Origin of the sequence: Myroides sp. DF42-4-2, assembly GCF_030326445.1 — a bacterium.
In the GTDB taxonomy this organism is placed as follows: Bacteria; Bacteroidota; Bacteroidia; order Flavobacteriales; family Flavobacteriaceae; genus Flavobacterium.
The window spans coordinates 89345-110468 of sequence record NZ_JACAKI010000009.1; the positions used below are offsets into that span (position 1 = coordinate 89345).

13 protein-coding genes are annotated in these 21124 nt (G+C 38.2%); 2 read left to right on the forward strand and 11 right to left on the reverse strand.

The window, feature by feature from the left end:
- Window positions 1-7: 7 nt before the first annotated feature.
- From HX062_RS08625 to HX062_RS08660, 8 genes are all read right to left on the reverse strand, one after another.
- A complete protein-coding gene (locus HX062_RS08625; protein WP_286467112.1) occupies window positions 8-910 on the reverse strand; it encodes a ComEA family DNA-binding protein in 903 nt (300 codons plus the stop codon).
- Between the two features lie 46 nt (window positions 911-956).
- The gene (locus HX062_RS08630; RefSeq protein ID WP_182626869.1) at window positions 957-1178 is read right to left on the reverse strand and encodes a PspC domain-containing protein; all 222 of its coding nucleotides are present in this window, start codon (window positions 1176-1178) and stop codon (window positions 957-959) included.
- Between the two features lie 25 nt (window positions 1179-1203).
- Window positions 1204-2490 (reverse strand): DUF2851 family protein, encoded by a 1287-nt coding sequence (locus HX062_RS08635; RefSeq protein WP_286467113.1) that lies wholly within the window; start codon window positions 2488-2490, stop codon window positions 1204-1206.
- Between the two features lie 99 nt (window positions 2491-2589).
- On the reverse strand, window positions 2590-4623 hold the full coding sequence (locus HX062_RS08640; RefSeq protein ID WP_286467114.1) for a putative porin: 2034 nt from the start codon (window positions 4621-4623) through the stop codon (window positions 2590-2592).
- A gap of 102 nt (window positions 4624-4725) precedes the next feature.
- Window positions 4726-6243 (reverse strand): RagB/SusD family nutrient uptake outer membrane protein, encoded by a 1518-nt coding sequence (locus tag HX062_RS08645; protein ID WP_286467116.1) that lies wholly within the window; start codon window positions 6241-6243, stop codon window positions 4726-4728.
- An 18-nt stretch (window positions 6244-6261) separates the two neighbouring features.
- Window positions 6262-9495, reverse strand: a complete 3234-nt coding sequence (locus HX062_RS08650; protein ID WP_286467117.1) for a SusC/RagA family TonB-linked outer membrane protein — start codon at window positions 9493-9495, stop codon at window positions 6262-6264.
- 627 nt (window positions 9496-10122) lie between these two features.
- Window positions 10123-11643: a RagB/SusD family nutrient uptake outer membrane protein gene (locus tag HX062_RS08655; protein ID WP_286467118.1), complete on the reverse strand. Its 1521-nt coding sequence runs from the start codon at window positions 11641-11643 to the stop codon at window positions 10123-10125.
- 6 nt (window positions 11644-11649) lie between these two features.
- The gene (locus HX062_RS08660; protein ID WP_182626796.1) at window positions 11650-14706 is read right to left on the reverse strand and encodes a SusC/RagA family TonB-linked outer membrane protein; all 3057 of its coding nucleotides are present in this window, start codon (window positions 14704-14706) and stop codon (window positions 11650-11652) included.
- Window positions 14707-15152: 446 nt separating this feature from the next.
- Here HX062_RS08660 and rnhB point away from each other — a divergent pair, with 446 nt between their 5' ends.
- Window positions 15153-15752: a ribonuclease HII gene (gene rnhB, locus HX062_RS08665; RefSeq protein WP_182626797.1), complete on the forward strand. Its 600-nt coding sequence runs from the start codon at window positions 15153-15155 to the stop codon at window positions 15750-15752.
- Window positions 15753-15816: 64 nt separating this feature from the next.
- Here rnhB and hemL read toward each other — a convergent pair whose 3' ends face one another.
- The 3 genes from hemL to HX062_RS08680 are packed head-to-tail and all read right to left on the reverse strand — an operon-like array spanning window position 15817 to window position 18904.
- On the reverse strand, window positions 15817-17097 hold the full coding sequence (hemL, locus tag HX062_RS08670) for a glutamate-1-semialdehyde 2,1-aminomutase (protein ID WP_286467119.1): 1281 nt from the start codon (window positions 17095-17097) through the stop codon (window positions 15817-15819).
- Window positions 17098-17103: 6 nt separating this feature from the next.
- Window positions 17104-18009 carry a glucosaminidase domain-containing protein gene (locus HX062_RS08675; protein WP_286467120.1) on the reverse strand — a complete coding sequence of 302 codons (906 nt, stop codon included), beginning with the start codon at window positions 18007-18009 and terminating at the stop codon, window positions 17104-17106.
- Between the two features lie 7 nt (window positions 18010-18016).
- Window positions 18017-18904, reverse strand: a complete 888-nt coding sequence (locus HX062_RS08680) for a 1-aminocyclopropane-1-carboxylate deaminase/D-cysteine desulfhydrase (RefSeq protein ID WP_430530224.1) — start codon at window positions 18902-18904, stop codon at window positions 18017-18019.
- Window positions 18905-19117: 213 nt separating this feature from the next.
- On the opposite strand from HX062_RS08680, the gene hutU reads away from it, so the two are divergent.
- Window positions 19118-21106, forward strand: a complete 1989-nt coding sequence (gene hutU / locus HX062_RS08685) for a urocanate hydratase (protein WP_286467121.1) — start codon at window positions 19118-19120, stop codon at window positions 21104-21106.
- Window positions 21107-21124: the final 18 nt, after the last annotated feature.

Consider the following 21124-nt stretch of genomic DNA (forward strand, 5'->3'; position numbering starts at 1 on the left):
GTTTAATTTAATTCCTAATTTTCAAATATAAACTAATTATATGAATCCTGTCAAGTGGAATTTTTTCAATTTCTCTTAATTGTTCTTTATTAACAAAATCGCCGTGCAAACTTCGATATTTAACAATCTCTCTTGCGAGAAAATAATTCAAATACGGGATATTTTTCAATTCATCTACCCCAGCCTCATTGAGGTCTACAGGATTGATTTGAGGCGCGTTTAGAACGGCAAACCGCTGAAGAAGTAAGCTTATCACCTCCTCAGAAAGTCCATATACAAATTTTAATTGATCCATGTGAACATAACCTCCCCATTTGTCTCGATCATCAATAATACGCTTTGACAATGCAGAACCTATACCTCGGATTAGCTGTAAATGCTCTGCGGTAGCCTCGTTAATATCTTGCATCGGAAGTAGGCCTTGATTCGATGGAGCATTTTTAGTAGCAATTGTTGTGTTTACCTGTGTTTTTTGCATTTTCGCTTTCGCATAAAACACAAAATACGGACTATACTTTTGTATCCATTCTTCGGAAACTCCTGTCACTTTTTGGAAATCACTTGTAGAGGTGATGATTTGTTTAGTGGCTCTAAAAGCCAAGAGTCGATCAATCTCCTCCGTTGATAATTCCAAGAAATACCCTTTATAATCGCTGATATAATTGGGGTTGAAAGGATAGATTGTATCCTTCCTTTTTGATGCTAATCGGTTAAGACTATCCAGTTCTGCTTGTAGGGCTACTTGGATGTTTTGAGGAATCACATCGGGGGGCTGTGTTTGGTTTGTATAGTAAACCAACAGGCACAAGGTTATTTGAATCAGCATAAACCCAAGCAGCAGGAATATAAATCCACGCTTTTGTGTTTGGGTATAGTAAGACCAATGATAAAAGTAGTTGTTTAATTTCATACACAATCAAGGCTTGTGTATTACAATTCAACGTTAGGCGGTATATCTACAAATCAAAAACAGAACTTCGCTTTGTATAGATTAAATCTTTCAAACGCACGAAAAAGGCCAAGGTCAAATAGAGTGCGAAAGCTAAACCCAACGTAAAAAAAGAGAGGTAAATAAAGAATAGGCGGATATTCGTAACGCGAATCCCTAAACGTTCTCCCAAGCGGGTAGAAACTTTAAAGCCGTGCTTCTCCAAAAAATAGCGCAAATTGTTTATCATCATTCTTTTCTGTTGTAATACAAATTTAATTCTTTTTATTTAGAATAGCGCGACCAATTGCACAAGACAGACATTTATTCACATCGCAATAGGTCTTTTTCAATTGAATGAGGGCTTGGCTATCAAAAGCATTGTCGATTACTACGTCTTCGCGCTCAAATAAAGCAACAATTGCATTGGATTCTGCTTTTAATTCAGCACTAAGAGCGGTGATATTCTCTACTTCCTCTTCCCTATTTTTATGGCAAGCCCATACATATTGCATGGGAATAACCGTATTGAGGAGGAGAAGCTCTTGAAAGGCAAGCGTCACTTCTTTTTTTTGCGGTTTACTTTCTTTGTAAAAAGTATAGTGGGTTTCCCAATACGGGCTTACTTCTGCTTGTACTAGATGCTGTAAATGGGAGCGTCCTCGAGTCTCCAGTAGTTGACCCAATTGATATTTGTGCTTAAAAAACCACGAGGCAAGTTGAGCCAAGCGAATAGTTGGAAAATTTGGAGGCCGAAGTTTAAAGAAATGCATAGTGGTCGGACTTCGGGCTTGTAGTTGGTACTTGTGTTGATAAAACCGCCATCGGCCGACTAAATCCCAATAATAGCGATCCACGACTTCCTCCTCCTCTTGAAGAAGACCTGCCATACCAAAAAATAGTGCTTCGATCGCCATTAATTCTTCGCCTTCTTTTAACAAAATCTGAATTGGCAGGGCTTTTGCCATTTCAAAAAAAGCATCTCCATTGACGTTCAAACCGAAACTTTTAGCTACTAGGCAAAATAAGACTTGGTTCCAGTTGTAGGTTGTTTCCTGCAATAGCTGTTCAATTTGTTTGGCTTTATCTTGCAGACGCTCAATGTAAAGCGTTTCTTTCCATTTAGACCATTCAATCGGAGTTAGGGTGTCTTTTAGGAGGGTTTGACAATTAATAGTAGTCTTGGGTGCAAGGAGCTTTTCGACTTGGTACATGACTTGCTTTTGCACATAGTCCGCGACAACTAAAGTCGGTATTTCACTTCCCTTTGAATTGAAGACTGGCATATCGTAGTCCCACACTACATGTAAGATCACATTGTCATAGCGGGCATCGTTTTGGTGATGATGCCGATACCAATCGGAAGATTGGAGATGTACTTCGACATTGCCAATCCAACGCTGTCCGTCGAGTGTAATTTGCGCGTAAAAAAAATCTGGTCCTGCCAAGCTTGACCATTGCCCAGGATGTTGCACAGTCACTAAATGTTGTTGTGCTGTTCGCATTGTCAGGGTGGTAAACAGTTGTTTATTCCACACATATTGTACAAAGGCTTCTTTCATGATGCAGATTTTAGTACGAATATTCAACAGAACAAAAATCTGACCAAAAGAAATCGCAAAGCACAAAAAAAGGTTAGCCTGATGCTAACCTTATATAATTTAACTAAAGAAGTTCCAAACTACCCCAAATCTAAAGGTAAAATCCTTATAGGGATAATTAGGTGCAGTATAGTATTTATAACCTGACATGCTGCTATTAAAGTGTTCTAGGATAAGATAGATACGCGCGGTACGCACCTTCATATCAATGAAGAAGTCGAAAACAGGATAATCGCCAATTTTCACTTTATCTTGCACGTAAAAATCGCCAATTACCGGATTGTAATCATTTCCATAATACTTACTAAAATATGTAAATGTAATACCTGTTTGGAATTTCAACGCTTTCTTAAACATGGCGCCTTTATAGTAAAACGTATTACGTGTTAGCAATTTTGGCACGTTTATGATGGCATCGGCCTGATCAACTTCTTGATATAAAATGATATTGTCTAACCCAAATTTTCCAAATGTGATTTCTTTTGACGCTTGTAACGAAAGGTAGTTAATTGTATTGCCGTATTGTTTAGGCGTAATCAACAATTGTTTTGCAATACCAAATTCATTGTAGTCAGGATTGTCATTGGAGAAGTACAATTTATCTTTAATTACTTGATACGATCCTTCTAAAGTGATCCAAGGCGTTTTTAGCTTAGCATCAAATTGATTGATCTTTTCATTGTTAAAGTTATTATTCCAGTTGTAATGCAGGTAATCACTTTGGTATAAGTAAAAGTTCAAATTCCCCATGCGATTCAACTTCTGATACCCCGCTTGCAATCCGATATTCTCTGCAAATGAGTAATCAATATTGGCTTGTATATTACTGGTATTGTCATTTCCTAGAGAATTATACACCAAGAGAAAGGCATTCCAATTTTCCTTTTTATAGGTATATTTTCCACCGACCAAGGTTATGTTTTTTTCTAATAAATTTGGAATAAGTACATTGTTTATGTTTGCAAAACTCTTGTAGTTATAGTTGTATTTATAGAAATCCGCATACACTTCGATACGTCCAAGTAAGCCCGATTGAAAGGCAGCCCCTACTTTATTAGAAAGAGTATAATATCTAGTTTTATTTGAAATAGACGATTGAAAAGAGGCACCAAAGCGATCTTTTTGGGTATACGTATTATTTAAGTCCGCTTGGGAGTACTCAAAGAATTTATCCTCATAAGCAAATTCATGGGTCAATAAAATACCGTTAGCAAGCGAACTATTCAATTGATATTCGTGGTGTAAAAACAAGCGTTTTCCTTTTAATAGTGTTTCTCCATCACGAAAATACACATTGAGGCGTTCGCGTTTATTATATGGTTTTTCACTTGATTCGAATAAATCTAAATCGACAATACCTCCGTTTTCTTGATTCAAAATGTCTTGAGCTACGAAGTGGGTGAAAAGGACATAGCGTTTATTGGGTGAATAATAGCTTCCACCTATTCGGAAGTTTCCTGTTGAAGACAATTGACTCATGTATTTCCCCAAGGAACGCATTCCTTTATAAGCGAGGAATAAATTGAGGTGTTCACTTGTATTCAGGGTAATAAAAGCATCTAGACTTTGTCCTTGTTTCATAACCGTTTTATAATATAATTCGGTACGTGGTGTTGGACTTGAATGATAAGTAATATCTTCTGCTCTGAGGTAGTTAAACTGTTTAGCTTCAAAACCAAAATCAGGCAAAACAGCATTTGCTTTTATATTGTATTTCAGGGTTGCATAGGTTTGTCCTTCATTGGCAAAAGGCAATAAGCCGAAATTATCTTTTCGCAAGTAGTTAAACTTGTAGTAGCTCTTTAATGCCAAGGCGGTATCCACAGCCACCGTATCACGAAGAATCGTGATGATCTTATAGTCTTTGATAGGGGCAACTGAATCTTTCTTTACCTTTTCTCTTAAACTTCTTTTTTCTTGATTTCCCTGTTGTGGTTCTTGGTTTCTAGGATCGCCAAAGTTATTGTTATAAGGGTCGTTTGGATCCCCAAAATTTGTTGTATTCCCTCGATCTATTCTTGCTGGTTGCAACTGAGCGTAGGCAACCACACAAAAGCCCAGCAAACAAAATACCAAGTAAAGACACTTTCGCATAAAAAATAAATTTAAGCAAAGTTAATTTTATTTTTATTATAATAGTGATACTGTGTCAATTTAAGACAATAAAAAAAGCCATCCGAAGATGGCTTTCTATATTTAGTTATTATAAACTGGGTTATTTAAGATTTCTGCTTGAGGCACAGGAATCAGCAAACGACTATCATCATATGAAAAACTTACACCAGGAAAGTACAAATGGTTTGATCCATATTTAAAATCTTTTTTCATACGTTTTGAAGCAGCGAAAGATTTTCCTTCACCCCACAATTCTATACGAGTTTGCAATAAAATCTCGTCTTTCAACGCTTGTCCGGACAAACCGTTTATGTAAGAATAATCATCCAATCTATTTGCCAGCAACATTGCCAGTGAAGCAATCGCAGCACCGTCATTTGCCATTCTTGCATTTGCTTCTGCATTTAGCAAAATCATCTCCTCAACACGCATAAATACATAATCAGAAGTAATGATACGTTGTCCTTTGAATACTTTACCAGTAGATGGATAAAATTTGTTTAAAGGTAAAATTGCACTTCCAAAGCTCACCATATCATCGATTTCTGGATCAAAAAATTCTACGTTGGTTTCAAACTGTTGTTTACGAACATCATCTGGACGAATAGCCGCATACAATTCTTTGTTTATTCCTTTAGAATCTCCTACTGCAGCATAGCTATAGGTAAATACATCTATTTGTCCCCACCAAGATACTAAATCGAGATTGTTTTCAGTCGTTAAAACAGCACCCCACATCCAGTTAGGATTAGCAGATACACTATTAAATCCACCTAACATATGAGCTTTAGTTCCAACAGTGTACTGACCAATTACGTCATTGGTTAGCGTAACTACTTCAGTTAAAGCGTCCGGAGTCCCTTTTGCCGCAAGGATATAAGCGAAAATTCCTTTAGCTACATTATAATTGATATTTGCTCCTTTTCCAGTAGCCCCAGCATCTTCAAAATATTTTAAAGAAGTTCGCATATCGCTTTCCATAAGGGCAAAAACTTCTTGTGTTGGTTTTGCTGGTGTATTAGTCAAGATAGGACGAACGTAAATAGGTAGAATCTTTTCATTCAAATCATACCCTTTGGTATACAAATTCACTAAGTTATAGTACATATACGCACGCATAGCATATGCTTGGGCTAGAATTAAATTCTCTTGTGGAGATAACGTCTTTCTTGGTTGATCATTATCGTCTAAATATGCAGTAATGATATTATTAGCTCCACGAACCATATAGTAGTAAAATCTCCATCCTTTCGCACTAGTCGTTGAGGCATAATTTTCGAAATCAGTCAAATTCGAAACTCCTCTATACCATCCATAGATAGCACTATTCAAATTCATGTCACCAGACATCATATCCGTATAGATATCAAATCCTTTTTGACCAAAATCATCATGTCCTGTCGAAGCTGCTGCGAACTGACGTACATTATAAGCATACAATCCATTGATTGTGGCTTCCATTAAGTGAGGAGATTGTTCTGTGATCTTATCGATATCGTCTTTTGAAATAAAACGGGTCGATGACTTATCTAAAAAATCTTTCGAACATGCTCCCAATAACATCCCTGCTCCAAGAGCTATCATTAATATTTTCTTCATTTTGTTGTTTCTTTAAGATTAAAATTTCACTTTAACTCCACCAGTAATAGTAGTCAAAGGTGAATATCTATAAGTATCAGACGCTCCAAATTCATCTGTAGCAGGGTTAAATCCTTTGCGTTTTGTGAATAAAAATAAATTATCCCCAGATACGTAAAAACTAACATCTGCTAATCCTAATTGTTTCAAGTAATTTTTAGGCAAGTTATATCCTAAACGGATGTTATTAATCGAAAAATAATCTGCTTTAGTTAAGAAACGGGTAGATGCACTGTTAACACCTGTATCCACACCACTTGACAAACGAGGAACATCAGTAATGTCGCCTGGTTTTTGCCAACGGTTTTCAATGTCTTTATGCCAATTATTTCCTCCAATCGATTGGTTGTGCATTAAGCCAGCATAGCTGTAATCATACGCATATCCACCTAAGCTATATAAAGCTTGAACGCTTAACTCCCATCCTTTGTATCCAGCGTTTAAGTTAATTCCTCCTCTTACTTTAGGTATAGCTGATTTTCCAACGTAAGCCAAGGTACCTTGACCATATGTAGTAGTAGTTTCTTTTGTTACTTGTCCTTTTTTATCTGGATTTGTAGCATAAAAATCCTCTAAAGAAGCAATATTTTGCTTTTTACCATTCTCATCTTTATAGGTATACACATACCATTGTGCTTGTCCTGTTTCAGCATTAACACCTGCGTATTCTCTCATGTAGAAATCTCCTAATGAGTGACCTACTGAACGACCGTAAATAGCATTAATATCAATTGGTTTTTGATTTCCTGTCGTTGGATCGATAGGCATTCTTCTTAACTCATTTTTCAAATACTCTCCATTGATTGATAAATCAACATATGCGTCTTTGGTTTGAAGTAAGTGACCCACCACATTAAACTCAATTCCTTGGTTACGCAATAATCCGTCATTTACCTGAATAGATTCAAACCCTACGGAAGGTCCAATTTTACGGTCAAATATTAAGTCATCTGTATTTTTCAAGTAGTAATCTACTGAAATATCCAAATAACGTCCTAAACTAACTTCTACTCCCGTTTGGAACATTTTTGATTTCTCCCAAGTTAAATCTGCATTACCAACTTTGTTTTCGTAAATCGCTAAATTTCCTCCATACGTATCTACTTCCCATAACATTTCACCTGGATGGAATGCTTCATATCTAATACCGTCAAGCACGGTATAGGACGTTTGGTCACCTGTTAAACCGTAACTCGCTTTTAATTTCAAGTTTGTGATGGTATTTTGATCCAACATGAAGTCTTCTCTTGAGATAACCCAAGCCCCTCCAACTGATCCAAATGTACCCCATTTATCTCTTTTGAATTTTGAAGAACCGTCACGACGGATTGTACCAGAAAGGTAATATTTTCCTTGAAAATCATAACTTACCTGTGCAAAGTAACTTTCTAATGCACTTTCATCTTTCCATCCACTTGATGGAGAAGAAGAAGATCCATTATTAAGTCCAAGACCGTTTGGATCAGCTAAATTATTTTTGGACATTGTATTGTATCTAAACTCATACGCACTATTCTCATGAGCTGCTAATACTTCTAATCGGTGATCGCCAAATGTTTTCTTATAACGGAACATTTTGGTCCAGTTGTAGGTAAACAATTCTGATTTCACTTTATAGATTGATCCGCCCATTGTAGAAGCAGAACCGTAGTATCTGTTATTTAGCAAATCTCTTGTATTGTTGTAGTACGATCCACCAATTGTTGTTTCAAAAGTTAACCCCTCAGCAATATCCACAGTGAATGCAGCGTTTAGGTTGATTTCATCTTTTGTCGATTGATCTTTTCCGTACGTAGCATCTCCAACTGAGTTTGTCAATGCACCAAATCCACGTCCTGACCCATAGTCATATTGGCTACCGCCATAAATATCTTTCAATTTATTTCCATTGGCATCTCTTGTGAACAATGGATAAATAGATGGAATATTTTCTGTAAACCAGAATAAACTTCCTGAATCTGATGTTTGTCCAGGATTATTACTTTGCGAGTGTGTATATCCAACATTCATACTTGCATCCAACCACTCTTTTGGTTTGTGTTGCAAGTTTAAACGCGCAGTCAAACGCTCATAATCCGAATTTAATGAATATCCTTCATCCTTTAAATATCCTAAAGAGGTAAAATACGAAGTTTTTTCTGAAGACCCACCCATCTTTAAGTTAGCCTCAGTTCTTCTTGATGCCTTAAAAGCATAATCTTCCCAATTTTCAGGATTGTACTTTCTTGTCACTCCTGGGCGAATTCTTCCTGTAGTAGGATCAATTAACTCTCCACCGTCAGCAACATTCCACATATTATAACGTGGGTGAATTCCGTAGTCTTGGTTAAATAAGTTTTGATTTGCCCATTGTGTCGCTCCCGCATCATCAAGACCCAATTGTGGATGAAACTTTCCGAAACCTTTTTGAGATTCCCATGACAATTCCGCATAACGCTCTGGAGAAGTGATTACGTTATAACGAGGTAACGCTCTCCAGTTTACTCCTGTACTAGCATCTACTTCGATATAAGAATCAGACCCTTTTCCTGATTTTGTATTAATGATTACAACTCCATTTGCTCCACGAGAACCGTAGATTGCTGTAGCAGTAGCATCTTTTAATACTGTCATTGATCCAATATCCGCTGGGTTAATTGAACTGATGTTCCCAAAATAAGGGGAGCCATCAACAATGTACAACGGATTTCTGTTTCCGTTTACTGAACCGAATCCACGAATACGAACTGTTGGCTCAGAACCTGGCTGACCACTTGTTGTAATAACGCGAACCCCAGCAGCTTCTCCTGATAAAGCCGATACCGCATTGGATACGTTTTTGCTTTCAATACGCTTGCTGTCCACTTGCGTTGCTGAACCTGTAAACGATTCTTTTGTAGTAGTACCATATCCTACAACGATAACTTCGTCAAGTACGTTGTCTTCTGCAGTCATCGTTACATTGTGTAACGCTGCATTACCTACCGTATACTTCACGTCTTGCATACCGATAAAAGAAAACACAAGCACTTGTCCTGGTTTCGTTTTTAACGTATACTTTCCATCTAAATCGGTTTGTGTCCCCTCTTGGGTGCCTTGAATCACAACCGTTACTCCTGGTAGTGGCATACCGTCTTCCATTACCACCCCAGAAAGTGTTTTCTCCTGTGCAAAGCCCACTTGTACAAGTAGGATCATTATGCACGCATAAATCCACTTAATCTTCGATCTCATTCTTAAAAAATTGATTAGTTAGTTAAACAAATCTAAACATTTTTTCTCACACCTCCTAAACCATTTTCACTAAATCAAGATAAAAAAGCGACGTCAAAAAGATAATATCTAATAAATCATTAGTTTTATTGCTAATTTAAACGGATAAACTCAACTCTATTTCAATAAAACGAATAGTATATGTAAGACTCTAAATATTGAACTAATCAAATATTTAATATATTTTTAGCATAACAGCCCGATTTTAATTAACGAATCGCATCTACACTATCCTTCATAATAAGTATTAAAACATTTATTTAAAATAAATAAAAAGAAGATATATCCATAAAAAATTAAACCTAGTCTCCTAATTCAATGAATTTGCACAACAATTGTTAATAATACATAATTCCTGGCGGAGTGAGCAAGATAAAGCTGCATTCATTCCGAACACAACCTCCTACAAATTAACGAACTAACTTCAATCATGCTACAATATAATTAGCAATCGTACAAATTGAGAACAGCTCCTTTGCTGTATTCAAGCTAGTATAAGAAAAACCCCAATAAAAAAACCCCGTCGAATTGACGGGGTTATACCTTAAAAAGGACAAAACCTTTTTGTGCTTTCAGTACTATTACTGTTTAGTAGCTTTCGTTTTGCTCAATTTTACTTGCATTGATCTCATTACGAGGAATAGGGAACGCCAGTTTAGGTGAACCATATAGCATTCCTTCTTTTGATTGTGGCGTACTTGCTAAGTTTTCTTTGTTTCTCATTTGATCCTCAAAGCGGAATCCTTCGAAAATAAGTTCCTTGCGTCTTTCCGTTAACACAGTCGCTAACGTAAGTTTATCGTACTTCGCTACTGGTTTATCGTCATAGCGCTCTGCCGCAATTTTATTCAATAGATTTAGCGCTGCACCTTCTTCTGTTTTTGATCGCACTGCTGCTTCAATAAAATTAAATGCCAACTCTTCATAACGCATTACCTTAATATTCGAACTAATTTTCGTGTATTTACCAAAGTTGCGGTAGTACTCAAACGAATAGCGAATTGCAGGATCCACAACAACTGTACCATCCAATTCTTTCTCCGTTAGTTTGACGAATTTATTTGGTCCAACTTTTTTGTAGTTTCCTTTATCATTTTGGGTCAGGTTATTGTACCCTTGCATTTCAACAGAAGAGCGAATATCGGTTTGATCTTCGAATAGATCTTGTAAGTTCTCCTCTAATCCAACTACGTCTCCATATCCTCTATACGCATAGATATTATACAAAGAGTTGTTTCCTAAATTATTGACGTTGTCTTGTGCTAATTCGAATACTGAGTTACTTTGAGGTTCTTCAGCGCTAAATGAGGCCACATAAGCGCTCTGCTGAATAATTCCTCCACCTAATTCCATTGCTTTTTGAGCACTTGTCAAGGCGATCGCATAATCACTCTCTTGAAAAGCTCCAAAAAACAAGGCTACTCTAGATTTCACACCATAAATAGCTTGTTGAGTGAAACGCTTTTTATTTGTCGCATTTTTATCGACTAATGCCAAAGCATCATCTAAATCCTTATAGATGTTGTCGCGCACTTCACGTACAGATAAACGCTTGTAATTCTTTGCATCTAGCTCGCCAAATTGCTTGATGTAAGGGATTCCCAATCCATCTAACCCACTGTCACCTACATATTGTTGACCGTAAAGACGCAACAAGTCGAAATGTGCTAAAGCGCGAATGGCCAAAGCTTCTGCTTTTCCTTGATTAATTTCTTTCTCACTTCCCGTTTTAATGGTAGCGCCAATCGCTAAGTTTGCAGAACTAATAACCTCGTAAATTTTCTTCCACGTATCAGATGGATACGCATGTGTAGGCGTTAAATTATAGCTTGACACATTTTGAAAACGGTTTGAAAATCCCGCGGCTGCATAAGCGTTATCTCCACGTACTTCGCTGTAAATAATGATATCACGGCCATAATAAGCAGCTTCTACCATTCTATAGTAGGCGCCTGATACCGTTGCACGCAAATCCGTTACTGTCTCGATTGGTTTCGCTTCAATATCACGAGCTCCCTCTAGGGTAGCGTCTAAGCGATCATCTGAACAACTTGTTAATCCAGATGAAAGCAATGCTAGGGCTACAATTGAAAATAGTATCTTTTTCATATCTTTTTAAAACTTAACATTAACAGAGAATACAATTGATTTAACCGGTGGAGTTGCAAGGTTTACATAACCTGAAGCATCTACTTCTGGATCGTAGTTCAACCCTTTATCCTTAACCCAAGTCCACAAATTTGTACCGATTACAGAAAGCGTTAATCCGTCTACTTTCAGTGCTCTTGTGATTTCTGAGTTAAAGTTATACCCTAAGCTAACGTTTCTCAATCGGATATAATCTCCATCGTATAAAAATCGCGTGGATGGACTAGTATAATTAGCATTTCCTCCTGTTGCTTCATATTGAACAATTGGCACATTAGTGATATCCCCAGGCTTTTGCCATCTATCCATTACATCTGAAGATGCATTAGATGAGATCAATGCACTTGTTGTTCCAGCTGTTTTAAATGCATATTGTTCATACACTTTGTGACCTCCAGCAAAAGTAAACATTCCGTCTAAGAAGAATCCTTTGTAATCTACGTGTAGATTTGCTCCTCCTGTAAACTTAGGCAGTGCACTTGCTCCTTGGAATCTAGCTTCTGCATCACCGTATTTCGATGTTTTCTCATTATTAGCGTCATACCACATTGGTTGCCCTGTTTGAGAATCAACTCCTGCCCATGTCGGCATATACCACTCTGCAACTGAATGTCCTTTTACATCGGCAGTATACGATTTAAAATCTTTTATTTCAACCCCATCAAAAACAGGCATTTCAGTAATTCTATTGCGTACCGTACCAAAGTTTGCTCCAACTGAAATGTTAAAATCTTTTGAACGAACGATATCTGCGTTTACCTCTAGCTCAATACCACGGTTATTCATCGCTCCCATATTCATCATTTGAGAATCGAAACCAGACATTTTAGACAGTGTTCTCTTGTAAAGTAAATCACTTGTTTTACTTTCGAAATAAGTAGCACCTAAAGTAAAGCGATCGTCAAACATTCCCAACATAAATCCGAAATCCATCTTTTGTTGTTTTTCCCATCCAATTGGTCCACCAATTTGCACTGGGATCAAAGCTGCCTCACCATCATAAGAAACAACATCTACTTGACGCACATATTGATTCGGATTAATTTGTGAGTTACCATTTGTACCGTATGAACCTCTAAATCGCATAGTAGAAATTGTAGATTGATTCGCCATCCAATTTTCTAAGTGCATATTCCAAGCTCCTCCTACAGAATAGAAGTATCCAATGCGATCAGTAAATTTAGAAGAACCTTCGCGTCTACCTGTTACGTCTACTAAGAATCTATTTTGATAGTTATAGTTGATAATCCCTACATATCCTAAGTTTGCATCATCCAAAAAGGCATAGTTAGCATCTTTATTCGCAGCTGCTGCAGCTAGGGAATTAAACCCATCCAAAAGAACTTGTCCTGATCCTTCTAAGAAACGGCGTTTTGATTTTTGATACTCCATCAACACTTTTGCGTTGAACTGGTGGTTATCTCCTAAATAGAATTTGTAATCCAATCCATTTTGCGCCACGTAATTGAAGTTATTACGAACCGCTTTTCCAGCCGTACCACCGTAGTTTTTACCATCTCCGTGTACTGCATTTCTAGTTTCAGAATAATCCGCTAACGTATAGTCAACAGCCATAGACGAAGTGAATTTCAAGTCGTCTGTAATTGCATAGCTAATAGAGTTAGAGTTAATTACACGTGTTACATCGTTTAACGTTTGATTGTGTTTGGTCGTATACACCACATTGTGATAACCTGAATTTGGCAAATAGTAAGATCCATCAGCATTGTACAATGGATTCCAAGGATTCATCACCAATCGAGTATAGTTCGGATTAGAGAAGTAAGCGCCTCCTTCAGAAATACCATTTTGCTTGGTATTTGTTACTTTAATACTCGTATTAAATTCAACTTTATCCGTGATTTTTTGCATGAAACTCAACGATGCTCCGATACGTCTAAAGTCAGATCCAATTACTGTACTCTCGATTTTATCATGTGAAAGGGAAGCGTAGAAGTTGTGACGTTCACTACCTCCTGTTGCTGAGAAGTTGATACTTGTTAGAGGAGCATCTGCATTTTTCACATACTCACTCCAGTCATTATCAGGACGACCAGCAGCCACCCAATTTCCGTAGTTACCAGATTTTGAGTAATTCGCTAAAGCATAAGCACCTGCCTCCTCACGTGTGAACACAGCTCCTTTTTCTCCAAAAGTATTATACAATCCGTCTAAAAAGATTTCTTCTTTTTGATTAGACGACAATAAACGCGGTCCGCGCACTGCGTTATTTTGGAAACCTACGCGCGTGCTAAAATTGAACTTAGTCGCCCCTGATTTACCGCGTTTAGTTGTAATTAAAATTACACCATTAGTACCACGCGCACCGTATACAGCTGTTGCACCAGCATCTTTCAACACAGTCATCGATTCGATATCAGCAGGGTTGATTGTCGCCAATAAAGACAACGAGGTCGAAGGTGAATCAGTCCCTTGATTTCCTCCAGAGAAATCACCATCGTACATTGGAATACCATCAATAACATATAAAGGCTCATTTGTAGCCGTCATCGAGTTACGTCCGCGAATACGGATATTTTGTTTTGCTCCAGGTGAACCAGATGAAGCTGACATCTGTAAACCAGCTACACGCCCCTGTAACGCTTGGTCTGCAGAAGCCATTGGTGTCGCAGCTACTGCTTCTCCTTTAATTGCCACAGCATTTCCCGTTACTTGATTCTTTGTTTTAACCTGTCCATAAGCCAAAACAATAACCTCTTCTAACATATCTTCTACTGCTTTCATCGTTACATTATAAGTGGTAGCCGCACCTACTTTATATGTAACATCTTTTAAACCGATAAAAGAAAACGAAACAACATCTCCTTCTTTTACTTTGATAGCATAATTTCCATCTAAATCGGTTTGTGTGCCCATTGTTGTGCCTTGAATCACAACTGTCGCCCCAGGCAAAGGAAATCCTTCTTCAGAAACCACACCGGTAAGTGTCTTTTCTTGAGCGAATGAAATTTGCACAAATAGAACCATAAATAGCCCTATTGTCCATTTTAGCTTTGATCTCATTACTTAAATTGAATTAGTTAGTTCGCAAACATAAAAAACTAAACTAAAAACTAGTTAACTTTCGTCATCATTAACGAGAAACAAATCATTTAAATACTAATAAATAGAAACATAATCAAAGAAATTGTACAAAAAACAACAAATCAATTACAAAACATACTAAATAAACAAGTAATACCTAGCCTTGTTCTTATTAAAAAACTTAACAAAAACTTATTCAAATTCTAACATTTAACAGATCAAAAACTGCGTTCAAACGCAGTAAAAACGGCAACAAACTAAGGATCAACCCTTAACCTTATCTAGAGTGATATTTAGCTTTTTTTTTCTTATTGTTAAAATATGCGTTATTATACTTTCATTAATGGATTTAGTGGTAAATAATACCTAATCCTCCTATAAGTTGACGTGTAGAATCTTACCTTTGTTTTCTATTATATTCACTTATGTTACTACATCACTTTTCAGAAGCGCTATATGAAGCAGGAACAGATGAAGCTGGCAGGGGCTGTATCGCTGGACCAGTAACTGCGGCGGCTGTTATTTTGCCCCCTGATTTTTCAAATGAAATCTTAAACGACTCTAAGCAGCTGTCTGCCAAGAACCGATACGCATTGCGCACACTCATAGAAGAACAAGCCCTGAGTTATGGGGTCACTCATTTACACGAGGATGTGATTGAAGAATTAAACATTTTACACGCTGCGATAAAAGCCATGCATGAAAGTGTATACCAACTCAATCCTTTTCCTGATTTCTTACTGGTAGACGGCAATAAGTTCACTCCTATTCCCGACCTTCCACACCAATGTATTGTAAAAGGAGACGCGAAATACTTAAGTTTAGCCGCCGCTTCAGTCTTGGCAAAAACCTATCGCGATGACTATATGGACCGCATACACGAAGAGTTCCCAATGTATAATTGGAAGAAAAACAAAGGATATCCCACCCAAGAGCACCGAGCCGCCATTTTGGAGTACGGTCCTTGTAAATACCACCGCAAGTCATTTAAACTTTTACCTGATCAATTAAAGTTAGATTTATAAAAAAAAAAGCTCTTTTTTGTTATAGACAAAAAGAGCTTTTTTATTCGTTATTGGGGTTTAGCGCTTATGCAAACACCTTGTCAACCGCCTGAATCGTAAAATCTAAATCTTCATACGTCAACGCATCCGTAATAAACCAAGTCTCATACGAAGAGGGAGCAATATACACTCCTTCTTTCAACAAGCCGTGAAAGAATGTTTTAAACGTATCATTATTTCCATATCCTGCCGTTTCAAAATCCACCACTTCGCGCTCATCAAAAAACACAGAAATCATAGAACCAACGCGGTTGATTGTATATTTTATTTGTTTTGCCTCTAGCACAGCTCGAATGCCTTGTTCCAAGTAGGCTGTTTTTTCTTCTAGGCGTTTGAACACAGTTACATCGCTATTAATCGCTTGCAACATTGCCAACCCTGCCGCCATAGCCAATGGGTTTCCGGACAAGGTTCCCGCTTGATAAACAGGTCCAACAGGAGCTAAATAATCCATTACTTTGGCAGAACCAGCGAAAGCTCCAACAGGAAGGCCTCCACCTATTACTTTTCCAAAAGTGACTAAATCTGCGCGTACACCAAATAATTCTTGTGCACCACCGCGTGCAAGGCGGAATCCCGTCATCACTTCGTCGAAAATCAACAATGCGCCATGGTCGTCACACAACTGACGCAATCCTGCTAGGAATCCCTCTTTCGGAGGAACACACCCCATATTACCCGCAACAGGCTCAATGATGATCGCTGCGATTTCTCCTTTATTTGCTTCAAAGATCGACGCTACATTAGCTAAGTCATTGTAAGTTGCCAATAATGTATCTTTTGCTGTTCCTTGTGTAACTCCAGGGCTATTTGGTGAACCAAACGTAACCGCTCCACTTCCAGCCTGTATCAAAAAAGAATCAGAATGTCCGTGATAACATCCTTTGAACTTAATAATTTTCTCACGTCCTGTATAGCCACGGGCAAGTCGAATCGCACTCATACAAGCCTCTGTACCCGAATTCACAAAGCGGATTTTATCAATATGAGGTACCATAGATACCGCTAATTCCGCTATTTCTGTTTCTATTTCTGTTGGCATCCCAAATGAAGTACCCTTCTTCGCTTTTTCAATTACTGCTTCCACTACAGGTGGATAAGCATGCCCCAACAACATAGGACCCCAAGAATTGATATAATCCACTAAGCGATTCCCGTCAACATCATACAAATAAGCTCCCTTTGCTTCTTTGACAAAAATAGGCGTTCCTCCTACTGACTTAAATGCGCGTACTGGAGAGTTTACTCCTCCAGGAATAACTTTCTCAGCTTCGGCAAAAAGCTGACTACTTCTTTGATATAACATGGTGTTTTATAATTTTAAGCGTTGACCAATCGATAGATTAGTTCCATTAAGATTATTTGTCTTCTGTAACTTTGCTACAGTTGTATTGTATTTTTTAGATATAGAATACAGCGTATCTCCTTTTTGAACCGTATGGGTTTTGGAGGAAGCTACGCGGGTTTCTGATTGTTTAGTATCTATTTCCTTTTTTACTTTAGCTGGTTTGTCCCCGAGTACTTCGCGGTCATATTGATCCAGAGAATAACGTTCTATTAAACTAATCAATTTGAATGCATATTTAGGATCCGTAGCATATCCAGCCTTTTTGAGTCCATGCGCCCATCCTTCATAGTCGTCTTTATCCAAAGAAAACAAGTCGTTATAACGACTACGAGAAACTAAAAATTGGGAGTGATCGCGATAGGATTCTTCCGGTCGATCATACTTTCTAAAACACTCATCGGGAGCATCATCTGTATGACGAACTGAGGGCCCGTCCCATTCTTTATGACATTTAATCCCAAAGTGATTATTGGCATTCCTACTCAGCGTCCCCTGACCAGAACCCGATTCTAACACACCTTGTGCCAAAGTGATACTAGCAGGAATTCCGAATTGACTCATATTGTCTTTCGCTATATCCTTATACAGTAGAATATAATCTTGTATCATATCCGTTGTCACAGCAACACGGGAAGTAGCCTCTAAGGTTTCGCTAGATTTTGCGGCGACTCTCTTTTCTTTTTCTTTTTCTTTCTTGGTTTCCTCGTGCACACGACGTTGCTCTTCTACTTGGCGCTGTTGTGCTCTGTACTTCTCTTTTGAGACTAATTCGCTTGTCTTGTTCTTCTTGCCTGTTAGTTTGGAATTTTTCTTCACCCCACAACTTACAAGTGTAAGTAGGCAAAACATTAAAAGGATTTTTTTACTCATATACTAGCTACTTTATTTTTTCATTCCAACCTTGTAAACCTCCAGTGTGAATAGCGAGAATCTTACTGTTTTTTGCGAACTGTTTGCGTTCAATTAAATCAAAGATACCAAAAAGTAGTTTACCTGTATAAATTGGATCTAAAAGAATTCCGGTATTTCGTTCAAATTCACTTATAAAATGCAAGAGATCGGCATTGTACTTCGCATATCCTCCGAAGTGATACGCTGAGACTAACGACCAATTGTCTTGCTGGGCGTACTGGGCAATTGCTTCCGTTAAGAAATCGCCTTTTAAGGCGGGAAATCCCATTACTTTTTGATGGGACCAAGAGCGGTTAATAATACCTGCAATTGTACCACCTGTTCCCACAGCACAACAGATATGGGTGTATTGTTGATCTCCCTCTTGGAGAATCTCCTGTGTTCCCCGAACTGCTTCACTATTTGTTCCTCCTTCAGGAACCAAATAAAAATCGCCAAATTCGCGTTTTAGGTCAGCCAAAAAAGATTGGGATTCTTTTGTGCGATAAGCAGTACGCGTCACAAATTTAAAACGCATACCATCCGCTGATGCTTTTTTAAGTGTTGGATTATCCAGATAAATACGTTCGATTTCTTCTCCGCGAATTACCCCTATGGTTTTGATCCCAAACAATCTTCCCGCTGCTGCAGTGGCAGCAATGTGATTGGAATAAGCACCGCCAAAAGTCAGCAATTGCTGACAATCTGAAGCTAAGGCAGCTTGTATGTTGTACTTTAGCTTTCTAAACTTATTGCCTGAAATTTCAGGATGCAGAAGATCTTCTCTGCGTATAAAAAGTTCGACCCCATCGGCAAATGGAAGTTCAACTTTAGTTGTTGGTACATCATCACAGGCAAAAATAGACAGCATCATAAATCAAATTTCGGGTTTTTTATGCTCCATAGCTCAAGCGAAATCCGCATTTATTTGTACAAATATTAAAACAAATAATACAAGAGTTTTTAGTAACTTACCTACGGAAAAAATGAATCAAAAACGAAAGCTATACGCGTGGACAAAACTAGCCAATAGTTTTGATGTTTTGACTTAAAAAACACATAATAATTAATCAAAAAAACTCATACAATGACTTTTAAGGAACTAATTTCACAAGGAATTCCAAATGAGCTACCGGCGAAAAAAGCGTATGATCCGGCAATTAACCATGCCCCTAAACGCAAAGAAATACTGACAGAAGAAGAGAAGAAACTTGCCTTGAAAAATGCTCTACGTTATTTCGATGCCAAGCATCATGCTGAGTTAATCCAAGAATTTAAAGAAGAATTAGAAACCTACGGTCGCATCTACATGTACAGATTCAGACCTGATTACGAGATGTACGCAAGACCAATTGAGGAATATCCAGGAAATTCTACACAGGCAAAAGCGATTATGCTCATGATTCAGAACAATTTGGATTATGCCGTCGCACAGCATCCACACGAATTAATCACCTATGGTGGAAATGGAGCTGTTTTTTCCAATTGGGCGCAATACTTGTTAACCATGAAGTATTTAAGCGAAATGACAGACGAGCAAACGCTAGTGATGTATTCGGGTCATCCCATGGGACTATTTCCTTCACATGCTAAAGCACCTCGCGTAGTGGTTACCAACGGAATGATGATTCCCAACTACTCTAAACCGGACGATTGGGAAAAATTCAACGCTTTAGGTGTTACCCAATATGGTCAAATGACTGCAGGAAGCTATATGTACATTGGGCCACAGGGAATTGTACATGGAACAACCATCACCGTACTAAACGGGGGTCGAAAAATCGCAAAGAACGGCGAGGACTTAACAGGTAAAATATTCATTACCTCTGGTTTGGGAGGAATGAGTGGAGCTCAACCAAAGGCGGGTAATATAGCGGGTTGCATTACCATTTGTGCAGAAGTAAACCCGAAAGCCGTACACACTAGACACTCACAAGGTTGGGTTGACGAAGTGATTTCAGACTTAAACCAATTGGTTGCTCGCGTTCAACAAGCACAAGCAAATAAAGAGATTGTTTCTATTGCCTATCAAGGAAACGTAGTAGATGTATGGGAAAAATTTGCTAAGGAAGAGGTATTCGTTCACTTGGGCTCGGATCAAACGTCTTTACACAATCCTTGGGCAGGTGGTTATTATCCTGTTGGATTGTCCTTTGAAGAAGCAAATGATATGATGGCGAACAACCCTGTATTATTTAAAGAAAAAGTACAAGAATCCCTGCGCAGACAAGCTGCAGCAATTAATAAACACACAGCCAAAGGAACCTATTTCTTTGACTATGGAAATGCCTTCTTATTGGAAGCCTCTCGAGCTGGTGCTGACGTCATGGCGAGTAATGGAATTGACTTCAAATATCCAAGCTATGTTCAAGACATCATGGGCCCTATGTGTTTTGACTATGGTTTTGGTCCATTCCGTTGGGTATGTGCCTCTGGAAAGCCAGAAGATCTAGCAAAAACCGATGAAATTGCTTGCCGCGTATTAGAGGAAATCATGCAAAATTCACCTGTAGAAATTCAACAACAAATGGCTGATAACATTCGTTGGATCAAAGGAGCGCAAGAAAACAAACTAGTGGTTGGATCTCAAGCGCGTATCTTATATGCCGACGCAGAAGGTCGAATAAAAATTGCAGCAGCCTTTAACGAAGCGATTAAAGGTGGAATTATCGGTCCGGTAGTATTGGGTCGCGATCACCACGATGTATCGGGAACGGACTCCCCTTACCGCGAAACATCAAACATTTACGACGGTTCTCGATTCACAGCCGACATGGCTATCCACAATGTCATTGGCGATAGCTTTAGAGGTGCTACTTGGGTATCCATCCACAATGGTGGTGGCGTTGGCTGGGGAGAAGTGATCAACGGTGGTTTTGGTATGCTTTTAGATGGAAGTAAAGAAGCAGACGAAAAACTAAAATCCATGTTGTTTTGGGATGTTAACAACGGTATTGCAAGACGCAACTGGGCACGTAATAAAGAAGCTACATTCGCAATCAAACGCGCCATGGAAATAGAGCCTTTACTAAAGGTTACTCTTCCTAATATCGTTGATGAAAATTTATTAAATTAACTCACAAACAAAATAAGT

What these genes read in the sequence shown, in the direction of transcription:
- HX062_RS08625 (WP_286467112.1), bottom strand. Translation starts at nt 910, where the DNA reads ATGAAATTAAACAACTACTTTTATCATTGGTCTTACTATACCCAAACA.
- HX062_RS08630 (WP_182626869.1), bottom strand. Translation starts at nt 1,178, where the DNA reads ATGATAAACAATTTGCGCTATTTTTTGGAGAAGCACGGCTTTAAAGTT.
- HX062_RS08635 (WP_286467113.1), bottom strand. Translation starts at nt 2,490, where the DNA reads ATGAAAGAAGCCTTTGTACAATATGTGTGGAATAAACAACTGTTTACC.
- HX062_RS08640 (WP_286467114.1), bottom strand. Translation starts at nt 4,623, where the DNA reads ATGCGAAAGTGTCTTTACTTGGTATTTTGTTTGCTGGGCTTTTGTGTG.
- HX062_RS08645 (WP_286467116.1), bottom strand. Translation starts at nt 6,243, where the DNA reads ATGAAGAAAATATTAATGATAGCTCTTGGAGCAGGGATGTTATTGGGA.
- HX062_RS08650 (WP_286467117.1), bottom strand. Translation starts at nt 9,495, where the DNA reads ATGAGATCGAAGATTAAGTGGATTTATGCGTGCATAATGATCCTACTT.
- HX062_RS08655 (WP_286467118.1), bottom strand. Translation starts at nt 11,643, where the DNA reads ATGAAAAAGATACTATTTTCAATTGTAGCCCTAGCATTGCTTTCATCT.
- HX062_RS08660 (WP_182626796.1), bottom strand. Translation starts at nt 14,706, where the DNA reads ATGAGATCAAAGCTAAAATGGACAATAGGGCTATTTATGGTTCTATTT.
- rnhB (WP_182626797.1), top strand. Translation starts at nt 15,153, where the DNA reads ATGTTACTACATCACTTTTCAGAAGCGCTATATGAAGCAGGAACAGAT.
- hemL (WP_286467119.1), bottom strand. Translation starts at nt 17,097, where the DNA reads ATGTTATATCAAAGAAGTAGTCAGCTTTTTGCCGAAGCTGAGAAAGTT.
- HX062_RS08675 (WP_286467120.1), bottom strand. Translation starts at nt 18,009, where the DNA reads ATGAGTAAAAAAATCCTTTTAATGTTTTGCCTACTTACACTTGTAAGT.
- HX062_RS08680 (WP_430530224.1), bottom strand. Translation starts at nt 18,904, where the DNA reads ATGATGCTGTCTATTTTTGCCTGTGATGATGTACCAACAACTAAAGTT.
- hutU (WP_286467121.1), top strand. Translation starts at nt 19,118, where the DNA reads ATGACTTTTAAGGAACTAATTTCACAAGGAATTCCAAATGAGCTACCG.